The sequence below is a fragment of the Halomonas sp. A3H3 genome, from assembly GCF_000982975.1.
GTDB lineage: Bacteria > Pseudomonadota > Gammaproteobacteria > Pseudomonadales > Halomonadaceae > Vreelandella > Vreelandella titanicae.
The window spans coordinates 2,930,773-2,946,843 of the sequence record NZ_HG423343.1 but is presented as its reverse complement, the minus strand read 5'-3'; the positions used below and the strand labels follow the sequence as shown (position 1 = coordinate 2,946,843).

Here is a 16,071-nt window from a genome sequence, read left to right as displayed (position 1 = left end):
GTATAGCCGTGAAAACCAGACAGTCGAGGATGAAGGATTTTATAGAATCTGCTGAAGGCCGCCAACAAATCAGGTCATTTCGACTACTCAGATACGATTTGCCAATCTGATAAGAACAGGCAGAAGTGGTCTTGAAAGAAACAGTACGCAGATGCAGAATTTGGGGAATAAAACAAAAAAGGCCACCTTTGAAGGTAGCCTTTTTGAGTCTCTAACATGTTGCTTTTAACCACTTTTCAGTGGTGCCGACACCAGGAGTCGAACCCGGGACCTACTGATTACAAGTCAGTTGCTCTACCAACTGAGCTATGTCGGCGCTTCACGTTTCCTTGAGAACTTGATTGCTTCGCTGTTAGGCTCTGCAATCAACAAGAAATCTTGTTGGCAATGGCTGGGGTACCAGGATTCGAACCTGGGAATGCCGCTACCAAAAAGCGGTGCCTTACCACTTGGCGATACCCCAGCAGTGTGGTGGCCAGAGACGGAATCGAACCGCCGACACGGGGATTTTCAATCCCCTGCTCTACCAACTGAGCTATCTGGCCGCTGCCAACGGTGCGTATTAAACTAAAAACGCCGCTTTCCGTCAACACCTTTGTGAAACTTTCTTGCGATACCGATGCTTAGAGGTCTTTTTTACTACGCCATCTCTGGCTCGGCCTTCGATACACCCATACCTAGAGCCACTGATTACAAGCCAGTTGCTCGACCAAACCACCCGCCACTAGAAGTAGCCTCCTCTCTCTTTATGCCAGCTATTCATGCCTGCGAGGGCGGTACATAGCCTTCGGCTTGGTCGGTTTCCTGGTTGTCCAGGAAGCGCTGCATCTGCTCCATTAGATACGCACGGGATTCGGGGTCGAGCATGTTGAGGTGCTTTTCATTGATCAGGCGGGTTTGCAACGCCTGCCAGGCTTCCCAAGCGGGCTTGGAAACGGTGGCCTGAATCTCCTGCCCCTGCTTACCCGGCAAAGGTGGGAATGGCAGTGCTTCCAACTCTTTTTGGTACTTGCGGCAAAAAACGGTATTGCTCATAACGTGCTCCTGGTTCTGCAACTTCATTCAATGATCTCATCCAATCAGCTAGCAAACGCTTAAGCGTGCCCTGGTGTCGGATTGAGGCTAAAGGGCGTTAGCTGGCTGAGCAGCGCTTTAACGGGAGCAGCAAGGCCCAGTTCAGGCGGATGGTTAACGTCGTACCATACGCCGCTTTCACGAACACCGCCCAGCCTATCGCAGCTCACCGGCTGCGGGGTAATCTCTAAGCGAAAATGGCTGAAGGTGTGGTAAAAGCTAGGCGATGTAGTTCCCCGCTTAGGGTTAACGGCGTTGTCTTCAAGCCAGTCATTGAGCTCGCTGTACTTCTCAAACTGCGGCAAACTCCATAACCCGCCCCACAGACCGCTGGGAGGGCGTTTCTCAAGCCATATCCTGCCTTCCGGGTCACGCAGCATCAGCATGATCGTTTGTCGTGTGGGCAGCGCCTTTTTGGGTTTGGATTCTGGGTAGCGCTTTGGTTCGCCTTGGGCGTAGGCCAAACAGACATCGTTAAATGGGCAGCTAAGGCAGTCCGGTTTGCTGCGTTTACATAGCGTGGCGCCAAAATCCATCATCGCCTGGGTGTAATCCGCCAGGCGCTCTGCTGGGGTGTAATACTCCGCCAGCGCCCACAGCTTTCTCTCCACATCGGGCTTGCCCGGCCAGCCGGGCAGCGCATGCAAACGAGTGAGCGAGCGCTTTACATTGCCATCTAAAATAGCCGCCCGCTGCCCTGTGCTTTGGGCAATGATAGCGCCAGCGGTGGAGCGGCCAATACCAGGCAAAGCGACTAATGCGTCGATACTCTCCGTCGGCAGCTCGCCATTGTGCTCCGCTAATGCAACCTGGGCAGCTTTATGCAAGTTGCGAGCACGGGCATAGTAACCAAGGCCCGTCCAGAGGTGCAGCACTTCATCCTGCGGGGCCTTAGCGAGACTCTCCAGGGTAGGAAAGCGCGCCATAAAACGCTCAAAATAGCCGATAACGGTGGCAACCTGGGTTTGCTGCAGCATGATTTCCGACACCCACACACGGTAGGCGCTACGCGGCGACTGCCACGGTAAGTCGTGACGGCCGTAGCGGTCAAACCAATCCAGTAAGCGTTGTTGGAATTCGTTTGCCGCTAGCCGCGGCGTGGGCATATCTGCCATGCACGCTCCTTAAACAGAAATGGGTATATGAAACAGAAATGGGCAGGCACCAGTGCCAATAAAAAAGCGCCGGCGTTTAGGCCGGCGCAGCACTTACTGTTTCGATAAATGCGTCACTTCACATCCTGCGTCGATGCTCAGTTAAACAGGCTGCGTAGACCATCACGAAGTTCTTGAGCAGCACCTTCGCCAAGGCGTTCATCTAGCTCATCTAAAGAGTCGCCTAGACGCTCCTCCAGCTCTTCATTAACACGATCACCCGCCTCGTTGCGCAGCAGGTCAACCACGGCGGTCTGGAACATCTCACGGTCGAACCGGCACCACTCGGTGCGTTCATCGCCAAGATTACCTTCACAGCGTACGGGCAGCGGCAGTTGTTCTAGGCGCGGGTTAACTTCACAGGCCGCGTCGGCGGTGTCGACCAAGCGGGCATTCGCACGGGTATCAAAGTGCAAGCTGGCAAGATCCAGTTCGCCTTCTCCACGCACATTGATGCCGGGCAGGGTGATCAGCAGGTCGTCACTCTCCACTAAGCCGTTACTGATTTGGAAGGTAGCATCAAAACGCTCAAAGCGAGTATCGGTGTGCCAATCCCGCAAAGTGCCCTGCCCCTCTAACTGGGCAACCAGTTCACACATTTGCTTGGAAATGTTGGTATTTAAAATGGCGCCTTCGTTTAGACGAGCATTAAGCGCGCCATTGAGGTTGCCGATAAGCGCTTCACGGGTATTGCCCTGACTGGTGACATCCCCGGTTAAATTAAAGCGACCGCGCAGTGGTGATGCCTCCTCTTTTTCACTGATCGCTTCAATCAACGGCGCCACCTGAACGTTGTTAATAGTCGGCGATAGCGCCCACTCAAGGATGGAATCCGTAGCATCAACCTGGCCGGTAGCGCTGAGTTCACCCTCATAGAAGCCCGACTCAAACGCCGTTAGCCGATGAACGCCGTCGTCACCACGCAGTTGCAAGCGTGGATTGTTGAAGGTCAGGCCCGCAAAAATAAGCGTATCCACGCTCAGGTCGCCCTCTAACGCCAGCCCGCTGAGCAACGATTGCGGCACTAATGTGTTGTTTTCCTGAGCAAAGGCTTTGCGTAGCAAGCCGCGACTCGCCTGTTTGGCGGTGGCCTCACCGGGAAGATAGCGATCAAGGTCTAGTTGGTCACCGGCTAAATCGAACGCCAGGCGTGAGCCATTCAGCGCCGCCGTCAGCTCGCCGGTAAAGGTGCTGTCGTCGACGACCAACGAGAGGCTAGGCAAAGAGAATTGCTCGGCATCACCTTCGATAGGACTGGTCATGGCTACATCGCTGAGCGCAGCCTCGCCTGCGGTGGTTAGGGTAACGCCAGCACGGGCAAGCCAGGGGCGTAGCGTAAAGGGGGCAGCGGTTAGCTGACCACGATAACGGGGGGCATCGCGCAACTGCTCAATATTAAGGTGGCCGCTCACCCTTAGGCCATCCGGCCCGGTAAGCTGCAAGTCTTTCAACTGCGCCGTTTGTGCCTGCCAGTCGCCCTCCAGGCCAAAGGCGAGCGCCAACGCCAAGCTGCCCTGCCAGTTATCCGCCTTACGCAGGCCCGTTTCGAGCAGCCCCTCTTTAATGGTGAGCTGCTGCTCGCCCATACGGGCAACCAACTCGGCGGCCTTCAAACTCAGCTGCTGTGGCTCACTCTCTGCCCCCTTGGTGGTTCGAGTGGTCAGTGCCATATTTTCCAGGGCGAAAAGCTTATCTGCCAACCCAAGCCGCACGCGTGTTTCAAGATTGATATCGCTGGTCAGATCAGGGGCACGCTCCAATACCTCGGCATCGAGCCGGTTATGCTTGGTCAGTGTGAACATAGCCTTCAGCGGAAAGGCGCGCAGCGGGTTAACGTTACTACCCGAGATATTCAGTTGCTGCATACGCCACAGTGCTTGGGTTTGCGCATCGCGGAAGCGAATGTCGGCGTTTTTCACTTCAACGCTGGCAATACTCAACACCACGGCTAAGCTACCGGCGTCCGCATTGGGGCCAGCACTGGCGGGCGCCAGCACCGTTTCAGCCGCGCTTTCATTGTGCTCAGAAAGGCGCTCTAACAAGGGCTCCCAGTTACCCTCACCCTGTTCATCGCGCTCTAAGTTAAGGCGCATACCGTCCAGGGTTAGGCCGTCAACGGCAATTTCCCCGCGCAGTAGCGGGCCGAATGCCACGCTCACCTCGGCGCGGTCAATAGCCGCAAAGGCAGCGCTCTCTTCAGCCTGCTCGGGCAACCAGGCGCGGGCTTTCTCTACACTGACGCCGATACGCGGGTAGAATGACCAGGTAATCGGGCCTTCCAACGCCAAGTTGAGTCCCGTTTGCTCCTCCACGACAGCAGTTAAACGGGGCTTGAAGTCTTCTGGATCCAGAAAGGTGGTCACGTAGACCACGGCGGCGACCGCAACGATGGCGAGAATGCCGACTGCTGCCAGCAAGATACGTAATAGCTGTTTCATTACCCTTTCCCTTGTGGGTCTAACTCAACAAAATCACTGGTGGCGGGCATACCCGCTGCCGGCGTTTCTGGATTGGCCATTGGCCGGTAACCTAGCTTGGAGAGCAGCACGCGGTCGGCCAGTGGTAAAGTGGACGTTTCAATGCGCAGGACACGGCCTTCCTGCTTGGCTTGCTCGCCAAGCAGCGCCATCAAGCGCGAACCGACGCCACGGCGACGGGTGGTTTTGCGCACGCAGAGCTCAGATAGCCACCACGCCCGGTCTGCGCCCTCCTGAACGGCGACGGCCCCCAGCAGCCGATCGTTGAAGAGTGCACAGGCAAAAAAGTGCTGGCCTGCAAAATGTTGCTCAATAAATGGCTCAACCGTTGGGGTGGGCATACGCTCTTGGGGCGCATCCTGATAGATGCGCATAAGATCAAGGCGCACCTGCTCATCGGCTTCCCAACGGGCCTGGTCGACATGGTGCAGTGTCACCGGCATGGTGAAATCCTCTTCGCCAAAGCAGCCTGGCTGCTATTTCTGCCGCAATTGATTGCGGCTACATTTCGCGCATTGTAGCGGATGAGGGCGCCGATTCACTATAATGGTCGCTTCGCCACAGGCCGATCAAATCAGTGGTAAGTTGATGATCGCCACCAGCCATCCCTCAGAGTGCGCTTCAGCGCAGGAGATGCAACATGTCAGCGCGTATTGCCACGGTTAGCCGTGACACCAACGAAACGCAGATCAAGGTCAGCGTCAATCTCGATGGCGAAGGCCGTCTTAGCTGCCAAACCGGCGTTCCGTTCCTGGATCATATGCTTGATCAAGTTGCTCGCCACGGGATGATCGATCTCGACATCAATGCCACTGGCGACCTGCATATTGACGACCACCATACCGTAGAAGACCTGGGTATTACGCTAGGCCAAGCTTTTTTTGAAGCAATTGGCGATAAACGCGGCATTTACCGTTATGGTCACGCCTATGTTCCTCTTGATGAAGCACTCTCCCGGGTAGTGATCGACTTTTCCGGTCGGCCAGGTCTGTTTATGAATGTTGAATTCACCCGCGACACTATCGGCAGCCTGGACACTCAGTTGTTCTGGGAGTTTTTCCAGGGCTTTGTCAATCACGCCCGCGTGACGCTGCATATCGACAACATCAAAGGCTTTAATGCTCACCATCAGGCGGAAACGATCTTCAAGGCCTTTGGCAGAGCACTCCGCATGGCCGTGATGGAAGACCCGCGCATGGCAGGCCAAATGCCCTCCACCAAAGGGAGCTTATGATGCTGCGCTGTAGCCTGCGCGATGCCACGGGCTTTGCCGTTAGCCCTATTTTGTCCACTTCTCCAAGGAGCGCTTCATGACCATTGCTGTAATCGACTATGGAATGGGCAATCTTCATTCTGTAGCCAAAGCGCTGGAGCATGTGACCCATGAGAATGTCGTCATTACCCGCGACCCGCGCCGTATCCTCGGCGCAACGCGTTTAGTGCTACCGGGCCAAGGGGCCATTCGCGACTGCGTTGGCGAACTTGAGCGCACCGAGTTACGCGGGTTGGTGGAGGATATCTTAACCCGCCAGGCCAAACCGCTGCTGGGTATCTGCGTGGGCCAGCAGATGCTACTGGAGCGCAGCGAAGAGAATGGCGGCGTAGAGTGCCTGGGGTTCTTTAAAGGCAGTGTAGATCGTTTCCCTGGCGATATGCGCGACGCCCACGAGCAGCGCTTGAAAGTACCGCACATGGGCTGGAACGTGGTAGAGCAGCACCATGAACACCCACTCTGGGCAGGTATTGATAATCACGAACACTTCTACTTCGTGCATAGCTACTACGTTAATGCCGATGAAGATGCACAAGTATTTGGTACGACCCAATACGGCAAGGTAACCGCCCACGTGGCCATTGGCCGTGACGCGACCTTCGCGGTGCAGTTTCACCCCGAAAAAAGCTCTCGCGCGGGCCTTCGCCTGCTTGAAAACTTTGTCACCTGGACGCCCTGAGAGGATTTTGTATGTTGGTAATTCCCGCTATTGATCTCAAAGACGGCCAGTGTGTTCGATTGAAGCAGGGCCGCATGGAAGACGCGACGTCTTACGGCGATGACCCGGTGGCCATGGCGGCGCGCTGGGTAGAGGCTGGCGCCCGTCGCCTGCACCTGGTGGACTTGAACGGCGCCTTTGAAGGCAAACCAGTGAACGGTGACGCCGTGACGGCTATCGCCCGCGCTTACCCGGATCTGCCGATTCAAATTGGTGGCGGCATTCGCAGTGCGGAAACCATCGAGCACTACTTAAGCGCCGGTGTCTCTTATGTGATTATCGGCACCAAGGCAGTTAAAGAACCCGCTTTTGTGGGCGAGATGTGCCGCGCTTTTCCCGGCCATGTGATCGTTGGACTTGATGCCAAAGATGGCTATGTCGCCACCGACGGCTGGGCAGAGGTCTCCACGGTAAAAGCCACTGAGCTTGCCAAGCGTTTCGCCAACGACGGCGTCTCCAGCATTGTCTACACCGACATTGCCCGCGACGGCATGATGCAAGGCGTCAATGTGGAAGCCACCGCGGCGCTTGCTCGCGAAGGCGGTTTGCCGGTGATTGCCTCCGGTGGAGTGACCAACCTGGACGATATCAAAGCACTCTGCGAGGTTGCTGATAGCGGTATCCTGGGCGCTATTACCGGTCGGGCAATTTACGAAGGCAGCCTGGATGTTGCCGAAGCTCAGCGGCTGAGCGACCAACTGACGGGAGGCAGTTCATGAGCCTTACCAAACGCATTATCCCCTGCCTGGACGTAGACGCCGGGCGCGTGGTCAAAGGCGTTAATTTTGTCGGTATTCGCGATGCCGGTGATCCGGTGGAGATTGCCCAGCGCTATAACCAGCAGGGCGCCGATGAAATCACCTTTCTCGACATTACCGCTAGCCACGAAGACCGCGACACGACGGTGGAGATGGTTGAACGCATTGCTGGCGAAGTGTTTATTCCGCTAACCGTCGGCGGCGGCATTCGCAGCTGTGACGACATTCGCACTATGCTGAACGCCGGGGCAGACAAAGTCTCGATCAACACCGCGGCGGTCAACAACCCTGAGTTTGTGCGCGAAGCCGCCGAGCGTTTTGGTAGCCAGTGCATTGTGGTGGCCATTGACGCCAAGCGGGTCTCTGAAGAGGGTGAAACGCCCCGCTGGGAGATTTTCACTCACGGCGGCCGCCGCCCAACAGGCCTTGACGCCGTTGAATGGGCGAAGAAGATGGTTGAGTTCGGGGCGGGCGAACTACTGCTCACCAGCATGGATCGCGACGGCACCAAGATTGGCTTTGACCTGGGCGTGACCCACGCGATTTCCGAAGCGGTGAGCGTTCCGGTGATAGCCTCAGGCGGTGTGGGCAACCTGGATCACCTGGTGGATGGCGTACTCAAAGGTGGTGCCGATGCAGTGCTGGCCGCCAGTATTTTCCATTTTGGCGAATACACCATCCCTGAAGCTAAGCGCTATATGGCCGAACGCGGTATCGAAATGCGGCTTTAAAATGCCCTCTATCAACCAGGAGCTTCGAATGTTTCGCTCACATCCATGGATGGGATGGCTAGCAGGCTTGCTGTTTAGTATGCCTGCTACCGCATTCTCGCTACCTGATTGGCCACCGTCGTTGGAGTGGGATCACACCCTGGTGCAAACCAGCCTTTATACCCGCCACTTCAGCCCCGACCCGGAACACACTAACCAACAAGACCTGGTTAGCATTGAACTGCATAATCCGAATCACTGGTTAGCGGGCGGGGCTTGGTTCAAAAACTCCTTCGATCAGCCCTCTTGGTACTTCTATGCGGGGCGGGAGTTCCCTCTTTGGCAAACCGATCAGGGGATAAACGTGCGCGCCAAACTCACTGGCGGACTCCTGCGCGGCTATAAAGGCGAGTATCGCGACAAAATTCCGCTCAATCACTTGGAAATCGCCCCGGCCGCACTCCCCAGTATCGGCGTGCAATGGGGCCGGTTTGAATCAGACCTGATCATTTTCGGCACCGCAGGCATGATGATAACCGCAGGGGTGCGCTTTTAGTCGCTACTCCTCAACGTCGTCTAGCGATAAACCCAGATTGCTGATGCCACCATTGCGACCTAATTCACGCACCTCTTTCAGCGACGCCTTATCCAGCGGTTCGCTGACGGCTTCCAATACGGCATCCTGAAAATCGTTTTCGTCGTCCATCAACGGATGGTCGCGAATAATCAGCGCTAGCTTCTGCGCGTCAACCTCGCCTTCAGTAAGCTCTATAAAAGCGCGTACGCCCGCTCGGGATGTGCGGCTAACATCCAGCACGGCCTCTGGGGAGTCGCCTTGCAGGGTGTCCAGCAGCGCTGAGACCGACACTACTGCATCCAGGGCGCGCCGGGCACCAAAGCTGTCATCCTCTTCGGGCGGCTCACACTCGGCTAGCTTTTCCGCTTGGCGGGCAAAGTCGATACTGGCATTGGGCACATTAAGCCGCTCCCAGACCAAACTCAGCACGGTGCCTAGCGTATGGCTATCACCCTGGCCGGTGGTTTGCTGATAAAGCATATAGTTAGGCAGCAAACGCTCACACAACGCCGCCATGAAGGCTTGCTGGGCAGGTAGTGGGAGTTCTTGTAACCGTTGGTAAAAGCCCTGAGGTTTCGACACCATACTGATTTCCTGGATCGCTTGACGTGGGATATTGGTGAAAGTTATCGGGTACGTTATCGTCTCTCTACGCTTGGGGCGATCCCCAGCGCTTTGATGATTGTACGGCCGGCGAGGAGATTACCATGCATATTCATCTGCTACAGCACGGCCCTGACCATGGCCCCGCCCGTTTAACCGATTGGCTAACCAGTATGGGCCATAGTTACACCGTTTTTCATCTCTACGCAGGCGAGCTAACGCCCCGCCCAAACGAGTCTGATGCACTGATTATACTTGATGGCCCAGAAGAGCTACTCAGCCATCCACCGGCGTGGTTTAAAGCCGAAGATAAGCTCATCAACCGCTATTTGGATGGCCAAAAACCGCTGTTGGGTATTGGCGTAGGCGCCCACTGGATAGCCCAGGCACTGGGCTCGGTGGTAGCGCCTGGTACCTATACTGAAACAGGCTGGCATACAGTCACCCTAGCGCCGGAAAGCTTGCTGGATTTACCCGAAACATTCAGCGCTTTTATGTGGCATCGCTATGTCTTCAGTTTACCCGACGATGCGCTGCCCCTAGGCGGTAGCGAAGCTGCACCGCTGCAAGGGTTTGCATGGGACAGAGGTCGTGTCATCGGCCTGCTGTGCCACCTAGAAGCCACTGCGGCTAGCGTGAAACAGCTACTGGGCACAGCCGAGTGGCCTGAAGCGTCACCTTCCACTACCCGCTATGTTCAGGATGCGGCCCAAATATTAGAAGACCCCAACCGCTTTATTCACCTCGCGCCACAGCTCGACCGACTGATGACCCAGTGGCTTAAAGCAGCGTAACAGTACAAGCTATAAGGCCGTCAGCGGTTCCACTGCCTGGCGGCCTCTAGGCAGCTATCCCAATCGCCCACATGAATCTCTGGCGGCGCAGCGTCGCGCTGCTTCTCTAAATGGTAGCGGTAGAGCGGGTCGTAGTACTCGGTGAGCAGCGGCGCAAGCCAGGCTTCATGGGATTGGGGGTTGCCCTGGGCATGCTCTTTGAATGCCAGCGCCTGCAGCCGCTGTAAGCGCTGAAGGCGCGCGTTACCCAAGCGTTTTCCTAGTCGGATAAGGGAATTACTTAACTGCGCCTGCATTATTTGCCAGCCCTGGTAGGCCCCATGACGAGCGGCATAGGCCTGCTCCAGGTCGATAATATAGTCCTGCTGAATCTGAGCAAGGCGCCAATCCAGCGGCATTTCGATACGCACCCGCGGCGCTTGCTGCTGCGCCCGCCAGAAGTTCAAGGGAATATTGGCGTTGCCAATCTGACGGGACTCATCTTCGATGACCAGCCCTTCCATCAGCCCGATTAGCCGCTTGGCCAGCGCATGCTCAAAGTTGATTTGAGTAGCAGGCTCTTCAGGTCTGCGTCCAAAAGCAGAACCTTTGTGGTGCGCATAAGCTTCCAGGTCGACGCCATTATCGAGCTGATTAATCAGCGCTGTTTTTGCACACCCGGTGAGCCCGGCAACAACCAGCATTGGCTGAAGCGCGGCCGTATCAATGCGCTCACAGAGCGCTTGGCGCATAGCCTTCCAGCCACCCTCCAGCCGTGGCCTTGAGATATCGGCCTCTTCCAGCCACTGCTGAGCAATTTGCGAGCGCAGTCCACCGCGAAAGCAGTAAATCAATGCATCTGGGTATTCGGCTAAGTACTTCTGCCACGCTGCGACCCGAGCCTGCTTGACCTCGCCGCTGACTAAACGCTCACCTAGTTCAATCGCCGCGGCTTGACCATGCTTCTTATAAGCGATGCCCACCTGATGACGCTCGTCATCGACCATTAAGGGCAAATTGACGGCACCGGGCAGCGCGCCCTGGGCAAACTCCACCGGGGCGCGCACATCTATTAGCGGTCGCTCTTCTCTAATTAAACCCAATACCGCCGGTGTGGTGGCTGGAGTTGTGGCCAGTATCACCCGACCACCTCGATGGAGGCTTTACCCTGGCGCGCCTTCATGACGCCGAATGACTGTAACGACAGGCCGAATTCGCGACCAATACGCTCAACGTCATCCTCCCAGGCGGGGTCAACGCTGAGCAGCAGGCCGCCGGAAGTCTGGGGGTCACATAACCACTGCCAGTGGGCTTCATCCATGGCCGGCAGGCTCTCCCCCAGCGCATCACGATTGCGCAGCGTACCACCAGGCACAGCGCCTTGGCGGCGGTAGGACTCTGCCTCGGCCAAACGAGGCAACTTACGGAAATCAATCTGGGCCATGACGTTACTGGCCTGGCACATTTCAGCAAGGTGGCCCGCCAATCCGAAGCCAGTGACATCAGTCATGGCGTTCACCCCTTTCACATCGGCAAGCTTCACACCAATGCTATTGGGCTTGAGCATCGTTTCACGGGCAAGACCATGGTGGCCCATTTCCAGCAAGCCACGTTTCTCTGCTGTGGTTAGCATGCCCACGCCTAACGGCTTGGTTAAAAACAGTAGATCACCCGGCTTGGCGGTGCTGTTTAGCTTGAGCTTATCCAGGTCGACTAAGCCGTTTACCGCGAGTCCGAAAATCGGCTCGGGCGCATCAATGGAGTGACCGCCCGCCAGGGCAACGCCTAATTCGCGACATACCGCCTGGGCGCCGGCCATTACGTCACCAGCCACTTCAGCGCTTAGCTTATCCAGCGGCCAGCCGAGAATACCTAACGCCATCACCGGCGTGCCGCCCATGGCGTAAACATCGCTGATGGCATTGGTCGCCGCGATACGGCCAAAATCGAAGGGGTCGTCGACAATGGGCATAAAGAAATCCGTAGTGGCAATCATGCCCCGCCCATCGCCCAGATCGTAGACAGCCGCATCTTCTCGTCCCTGATTGCCGACGATAAGCCGCTTATGGCCCGCCGCTGGCCCCGCCTTGGCAAGAATGCCATCCAGCACGTCCGGGGCGATTTTGCAGCCACAGCCCGCGCCGTGGCTATATTGGGTCAAGCGAATCGAACTCATCGTGTCTCTCCTTGGCACTTGGGGAATATCATCAGTTTAACCCAGTATCGTCCAGGCTACAGGGCGTCCAGCGCATCGCTGAGTTTATCAACAGCGATCACTTCCATACCCTTAGGCGCCTGCTTGGGTGCGTTAGCGCGCGGTACAATGGCGCGGAGAAAACCGTGCTTGGCCGCTTCGGCAATGCGTTCTTGGCCGCTGGGCACCGGGCGTATCTCGCCCGATAATCCAACCTCACCAAACACCACTAGCTCTTTGGGTAGCGCGCGATTTTGCAGGCTAGAGACCACAGCTAGCAGCACCGCCAGATCGGCGCTGGTTTCGAGCACTTTGACACCGCCGACGACATTCAAGAACACATCCTGGTCACCGGTAAACAACCCACCGTGGCGGTTAAGTACTGCCAGCAGCATGGCTAGGCGGTTTTGATCAACGCCGACGGCGACACGGCGAGGGTTGCCCAGCGCGGACTCATCCACCAGCGCCTGTACCTCTACCAGAATCGGCCGTGTGCCTTCCCAGACCACCATGACTAAACTACCTGGCGCCTGCTCCTCCTGGCGAGAAAGAAAGATCGCGCTGGGGTTTTTAACTTCTTTAAGGCCCTGTTCAAGCATGGCGAAAACACCTAGTTCGTTGACGGCGCCAAAGCGGTTCTTCTGTCCCCTCAGGGTGCGAAAGCGTGAGTCTGCGCCGCCTTCTAATAAAAGCGAGGCATCGATCATATGCTCAAGCACTTTAGGACCTGCCAGTGAACCGTCCTTGGTGACGTGGCCTACCAGTAGCAAAACCGTATTAGTCTTTTTGGCGAAGCGTGTTAGCGCCGCGGCTGACTCGCGCACCTGGGCAACGCCGCCGGGCGCAGAGCTGATATCTTCCAGATGCATGGTCTGGATAGAGTCAATCACCAGAATCTCTGGCTTCTCCCGCTCAGACACCGCCAAGATGGTTTCCACGCTGGTCTCGGCCAACATTTTCAAGCCATTGGTAGGCAACTGTAGGCGGTGCGCACGCATTGCTACCTGGGAGAGCGACTCCTCACCGGTTACATAGAGGATACGCCGCTGCTGGGCCAACTTGCAGGCCGTTTGCAATAGCAGGGTCGATTTACCCGCGCCAGGATTGCCACCCAAAAGCACCGCCGAGCCGGGCACAAGCCCACCGCCCAGCACGCGATCAAACTCTGCGAAAGTGGAGCTCATGCGGGGTACTTCGCTAAGATCAACATTGCCCAGGTCGATCACTTCGCGTGACAGATCACCCGCGTAACCAGATCGACCGGGGGCTGCGCCGCCGCCAGGGCGAGCGCTCGCCAAGTGCACTTCACTAAGCGTGTTCCACTCTTGGCAACTGCTACATTGCCCCTGCCACTTACGGTATTCGGCGCCGCACTCGGTACACACAAAGGCGCTTTTGGCTTTGGCCACTGCCATTACACTCCTACTGTTGCTGTCACTAAGTGGCAACTTACGCTTGGCTGCCGCTAGTATTCATCACTTACTGTCGCGTACTTTATATTCATGAGTGCCAGCAAACACAAAAGGCGGCCAGTGGCCGCCTTTTGTACTACTGGCTAACGTCTTATTGACGCTTTAGCTGCAGCATTTCACCATTTTCAAAGCGGCGACGCTCTGGATCAATCAACTCCAACGTGCTCTCATCAATACGCATGAAGTAGTAGATTTGACCATCGCCATCTGGCGTCAGTTCGTAAACAGTGGCGTCCGGATCGGAAGGCGTACCGGTTAGCACTTCCCAGTTACCCGCGTAGTTTTCATCCGGCGGTGTTTGAGGGTGGTTACGGTAAGAAGCGTTCAGTGTGAAGGTACGCTCTTCAGCCGCGCTCATCTCTTCACCCACCATCGTGACATCCAGATCGATACCATCGCAATTGCGGCAAGGTAATGAACCTTGGTAATTTTGCTGTGCGGCAGCTGCCTCTTCTTGCTGCTGCTCCATGGGGCTGCTTGCACAGCCAGCCAGCAGTGCCAACATGGCCGAACCGGCCAGCAAACTCTTAAGTTGCATAGAGTGTCTCCTTAATCTCGTGTTGGACATCACATTTATTTACGCGCACTTATGACAGCATAACCGCTACAAGGTGCGACGCACACCCCTAGTGATGCGAATGCTTGCGCTTAGTTAGCCTTCAAGCGACCATGGTGTACCTTGCTAGGATAATCAGGTTACCCACATGAGCCAATACTGGAGTCCGGCCGTTCGCGAACTTACGCCTTACGTGCCCGGCGAGCAGCCACGCGAGCAGCTTGTAAAGCTCAATACCAATGAAAACCCTTACCCACCTGCGCCAGGTGTCGGTGAGGCACTGCGTGACTACGCGACCGATCATCTACGCCTCTACCCTGACCCAACCTCTGCAGCGCTGCGTGAAGCGTTAGCGGAGACGTTTCAGGTAGCGCGTAGCCAAGTGTTTGTCGGTAATGGTTCCGATGAGGTGCTAGCGTTTGCCTTTCAGGCATTTTTCCGCCATGGCGCACCACTAGACGTACCCACGATCACCTATAGCTTCTACCCCGTGTACGCCAATCTTTATGGCGTTGAGCTGCGAAAGCATCCGCTCAATAAGCAGTGGGAAGTCGATATTGATGCGCTTGGAGCGGATACTAGCCGCAGCGGCGTTATTTTCGCTAACCCCAACGCCCCTACTGGCCACGCGCATTCGCTTGCGACTATCGAGGCGCTGCTAAAGCGCGTCACTGATCGAGTAGTGCTTGTGGACGAGGCGTATGTCGATTTCGGCGCAGAGAGTGCTGTTTCGCTGATTGATCGCTACCCTAACCTTCTCGTCACCGGTACGTTTTCTAAATCACGCAGTTTGGCAGGCTTGCGGCTAGGCTATGCGGTGGGCTCAGAGGAGTTGATTGATGGCCTGCTGCGGGTAAAAGACTCCTTTAACTCCTTTCCAGTGGATAGTTTGGCAAGCTTAGTAGGCATCGCCGCACTCAAAGATGTCGAGCATTTTGAAGCCTGCCGCGAGCGTGTTATCACCACCCGTGAACGCACTCACCGGCGCCTTGAAGCGTTGGGATTTGAAGTATTGCCCTCTAAGGCTAACTTTGTGCTCGCCCAGCACCCTAACCACGAAGGTGCGCAGCTATTTGCTGGCCTACGCGAGCGGGGCATTCTGGTGCGCCATTTTAATACCTCAGACCTCAACAACTTCCTACGCATCACTATCGGCACCGATGATGAGATGGATAGCCTGATTGAAGCGTTAGAAATGCTTCTCTAGTGAAGGGTGAGGGGTAAGGAGTGAGGAGAGCCTTGCTGGCAGCTCACACCCTTTACTCCTTACTATTTCCCCTCACAACCTCCCCCTCACGCAAAAAAAATCCCCCAAGGCATCAGCCCTGGGGGATTTTTCATAATAAGTGCCTGACGATGACCTACTCTCGCATGGGGAGACCCCACACTACCATCGGCGCTAAGCGGTTTCACTTCTGAGTTCGGCAAGGCACACAAAAAAAATCCCCCAAGGCATCGCCCTGGGGGATTTTTCGTAATAAGTGCCTGACGATGACCTACTCTCGCATGGGGAGACCCCACACTACCATCGGCGCTAAGCGGTTTCACTTCTGAGTTCGGCAAGGGATCAGGTGGTTCACGCGTGCTATGGTCGTCAGGCGTAACTGTTAATGTACATCATGCTGTTTGTGATCGTCTCATTGCTTGCCGCCCTGGCAGTCTATTGCCTGGGCCACACGCTGCGTATCCGGCGTTTAATGTTCGTCATCATTACGACCAGACCCCTTGGGTG

At 56.1% G+C, this 16,071-nt stretch carries 16 protein-coding genes, 3 tRNA genes and 1 rRNA gene; 7 read left to right on the top strand and 13 right to left on the bottom strand.

Annotated elements, in window-relative coordinates:
* Positions 1-240: 240 nt before the first annotated feature.
* From HALA3H3_RS13015 to HALA3H3_RS12985, 7 genes are all read right to left on the bottom strand, one after another.
* Positions 241-316, bottom strand: a tRNA-Thr gene (locus tag HALA3H3_RS13015).
* Positions 317-388: 72 nt separating this feature from the next.
* Positions 389-463, bottom strand: a tRNA-Gln gene (locus HALA3H3_RS13010).
* A gap of 6 nt (positions 464-469) precedes the next feature.
* A tRNA-Phe gene (locus HALA3H3_RS13005) sits at positions 470-545 on the bottom strand.
* 214 nt (positions 546-759) lie between these two features.
* Positions 760-1,035 (bottom strand): oxidative damage protection protein, encoded by a 276-nt coding sequence (locus HALA3H3_RS13000; protein ID WP_022522039.1) that lies wholly within the window; start codon positions 1,033-1,035, stop codon positions 760-762.
* A gap of 59 nt (positions 1,036-1,094) precedes the next feature.
* On the bottom strand, positions 1,095-2,189 hold the full coding sequence (gene mutY, locus HALA3H3_RS12995) for an A/G-specific adenine glycosylase (RefSeq protein ID WP_022522038.1): 1,095 nt from the start codon (positions 2,187-2,189) through the stop codon (positions 1,095-1,097).
* Between the two features lie 137 nt (positions 2,190-2,326).
* Positions 2,327-4,666 carry an AsmA family protein gene (locus HALA3H3_RS12990; protein WP_022522037.1) on the bottom strand — a complete coding sequence of 780 codons (2,340 nt, stop codon included), beginning with the start codon at positions 4,664-4,666 and terminating at the stop codon, positions 2,327-2,329.
* Positions 4,666-5,148 carry a GNAT family N-acetyltransferase gene (locus HALA3H3_RS12985; RefSeq protein ID WP_009288590.1) on the bottom strand — a complete coding sequence of 161 codons (483 nt, stop codon included), beginning with the start codon at positions 5,146-5,148 and terminating at the stop codon, positions 4,666-4,668. The genes HALA3H3_RS12990 and HALA3H3_RS12985 overlap by 1 nt, the downstream gene beginning before the upstream one ends.
* Before the next feature lie 197 nt (positions 5,149-5,345).
* On the opposite strand from HALA3H3_RS12985, the gene hisB reads away from it, so the two are divergent.
* The 5 genes from hisB to HALA3H3_RS12960 all read left to right on the top strand — a co-directional run bounded on the left by hisB (position 5,346) and on the right by HALA3H3_RS12960 (position 8,720).
* Positions 5,346-5,939 (top strand): imidazoleglycerol-phosphate dehydratase HisB, encoded by a 594-nt coding sequence (hisB, locus tag HALA3H3_RS12980; protein ID WP_009288591.1) that lies wholly within the window; start codon positions 5,346-5,348, stop codon positions 5,937-5,939.
* Between the two features lie 76 nt (positions 5,940-6,015).
* On the top strand, positions 6,016-6,657 hold the full coding sequence (gene hisH, locus HALA3H3_RS12975; RefSeq protein ID WP_022522036.1) for an imidazole glycerol phosphate synthase subunit HisH: 642 nt from the start codon (positions 6,016-6,018) through the stop codon (positions 6,655-6,657).
* A gap of 11 nt (positions 6,658-6,668) precedes the next feature.
* Positions 6,669-7,415 carry a 1-(5-phosphoribosyl)-5-[(5-phosphoribosylamino)methylideneamino]imidazole-4-carboxamide isomerase gene (hisA, locus tag HALA3H3_RS12970; protein ID WP_022522035.1) on the top strand — a complete coding sequence of 249 codons (747 nt, stop codon included), beginning with the start codon at positions 6,669-6,671 and terminating at the stop codon, positions 7,413-7,415.
* Positions 7,412-8,185, top strand: a complete 774-nt coding sequence (gene hisF, locus HALA3H3_RS12965) for an imidazole glycerol phosphate synthase subunit HisF (RefSeq protein WP_022522034.1) — start codon at positions 7,412-7,414, stop codon at positions 8,183-8,185. The genes hisA and hisF overlap by 4 nt, the downstream gene beginning before the upstream one ends.
* A 28-nt stretch (positions 8,186-8,213) precedes the next feature.
* Complete coding sequence (locus HALA3H3_RS12960; RefSeq protein ID WP_022522033.1) at positions 8,214-8,720, top strand: hypothetical protein; 507 nt, start codon at positions 8,214-8,216, stop codon at positions 8,718-8,720.
* A gap of 3 nt (positions 8,721-8,723) precedes the next feature.
* On the opposite strand, the gene HALA3H3_RS12955 is transcribed toward HALA3H3_RS12960, so the two are convergent.
* Entirely contained in the window at positions 8,724-9,326 is a 603-nt protein-coding gene (locus HALA3H3_RS12955) for a YjaG family protein (protein WP_022522032.1), read from the bottom strand.
* Between the two features lie 122 nt (positions 9,327-9,448).
* Here HALA3H3_RS12955 and HALA3H3_RS12950 point away from each other — a divergent pair, with 122 nt between their 5' ends.
* Positions 9,449-10,138, top strand: a complete 690-nt coding sequence (locus HALA3H3_RS12950; protein WP_022522031.1) for a type 1 glutamine amidotransferase — start codon at positions 9,449-9,451, stop codon at positions 10,136-10,138.
* A 20-nt stretch (positions 10,139-10,158) separates the two neighbouring features.
* Here the strand turns inward: HALA3H3_RS12950 and mnmH are convergent, their stop codons facing one another.
* From mnmH to HALA3H3_RS12930, 4 genes are all read right to left on the bottom strand, one after another.
* Positions 10,159-11,259 carry a tRNA 2-selenouridine(34) synthase MnmH gene (mnmH, locus tag HALA3H3_RS12945; RefSeq protein ID WP_022522030.1) on the bottom strand — a complete coding sequence of 367 codons (1,101 nt, stop codon included), beginning with the start codon at positions 11,257-11,259 and terminating at the stop codon, positions 10,159-10,161.
* Positions 11,256-12,293, bottom strand: a complete 1,038-nt coding sequence (gene selD / locus HALA3H3_RS12940) for a selenide, water dikinase SelD (protein ID WP_022522029.1) — start codon at positions 12,291-12,293, stop codon at positions 11,256-11,258. Before selD ends, mnmH begins: the two co-directional genes overlap by 4 nt.
* A 56-nt stretch (positions 12,294-12,349) precedes the next feature.
* The gene (radA, locus tag HALA3H3_RS12935) at positions 12,350-13,720 is read right to left on the bottom strand and encodes a DNA repair protein RadA (protein WP_053857190.1); all 1,371 of its coding nucleotides are present in this window, start codon (positions 13,718-13,720) and stop codon (positions 12,350-12,352) included.
* Between the two features lie 154 nt (positions 13,721-13,874).
* Positions 13,875-14,321, bottom strand: coding sequence for a copper resistance protein NlpE N-terminal domain-containing protein (locus tag HALA3H3_RS12930; protein WP_022522027.1), 447 nt, complete (start codon positions 14,319-14,321; stop codon positions 13,875-13,877).
* A gap of 166 nt (positions 14,322-14,487) precedes the next feature.
* Here HALA3H3_RS12930 and hisC point away from each other — a divergent pair, with 166 nt between their 5' ends.
* Entirely contained in the window at positions 14,488-15,546 is a 1,059-nt protein-coding gene (gene hisC / locus HALA3H3_RS12925; protein WP_022522026.1) for a histidinol-phosphate transaminase, read from the top strand.
* A gap of 276 nt (positions 15,547-15,822) precedes the next feature.
* On the opposite strand, the gene rrf is transcribed toward hisC, so the two are convergent.
* A 5S ribosomal RNA gene (gene rrf / locus HALA3H3_RS12920) occupies positions 15,823-15,938 on the bottom strand.
* Positions 15,939-16,071: the final 133 nt, after the last annotated feature.

Coding starts and splice junctions, on each gene's coding strand:
- HALA3H3_RS13000 (WP_022522039.1), bottom strand. CDS start 1,035: ATGAGCAATACCGTTTTTTGCCGCAAGTACCAAAAAGAGTTGGAAGCA.
- mutY (WP_022522038.1), bottom strand. CDS start 2,189: ATGGCAGATATGCCCACGCCGCGGCTAGCGGCAAACGAATTCCAACAA.
- HALA3H3_RS12990 (WP_022522037.1), bottom strand. CDS start 4,666: ATGAAACAGCTATTACGTATCTTGCTGGCAGCAGTCGGCATTCTCGCC.
- HALA3H3_RS12985 (WP_009288590.1), bottom strand. CDS start 5,148: ATGCCGGTGACACTGCACCATGTCGACCAGGCCCGTTGGGAAGCCGAT.
- hisB (WP_009288591.1), top strand. CDS start 5,346: ATGTCAGCGCGTATTGCCACGGTTAGCCGTGACACCAACGAAACGCAG.
- hisH (WP_022522036.1), top strand. CDS start 6,016: ATGACCATTGCTGTAATCGACTATGGAATGGGCAATCTTCATTCTGTA.
- hisA (WP_022522035.1), top strand. CDS start 6,669: ATGTTGGTAATTCCCGCTATTGATCTCAAAGACGGCCAGTGTGTTCGA.
- hisF (WP_022522034.1), top strand. CDS start 7,412: ATGAGCCTTACCAAACGCATTATCCCCTGCCTGGACGTAGACGCCGGG.
- HALA3H3_RS12960 (WP_022522033.1), top strand. CDS start 8,214: ATGTTTCGCTCACATCCATGGATGGGATGGCTAGCAGGCTTGCTGTTT.
- HALA3H3_RS12955 (WP_022522032.1), bottom strand. CDS start 9,326: ATGGTGTCGAAACCTCAGGGCTTTTACCAACGGTTACAAGAACTCCCA.
- HALA3H3_RS12950 (WP_022522031.1), top strand. CDS start 9,449: ATGCATATTCATCTGCTACAGCACGGCCCTGACCATGGCCCCGCCCGT.
- selD (WP_022522029.1), bottom strand. CDS start 12,293: ATGAGTTCGATTCGCTTGACCCAATATAGCCACGGCGCGGGCTGTGGC.
- HALA3H3_RS12930 (WP_022522027.1), bottom strand. CDS start 14,321: ATGCAACTTAAGAGTTTGCTGGCCGGTTCGGCCATGTTGGCACTGCTG.
- hisC (WP_022522026.1), top strand. CDS start 14,488: ATGAGCCAATACTGGAGTCCGGCCGTTCGCGAACTTACGCCTTACGTG.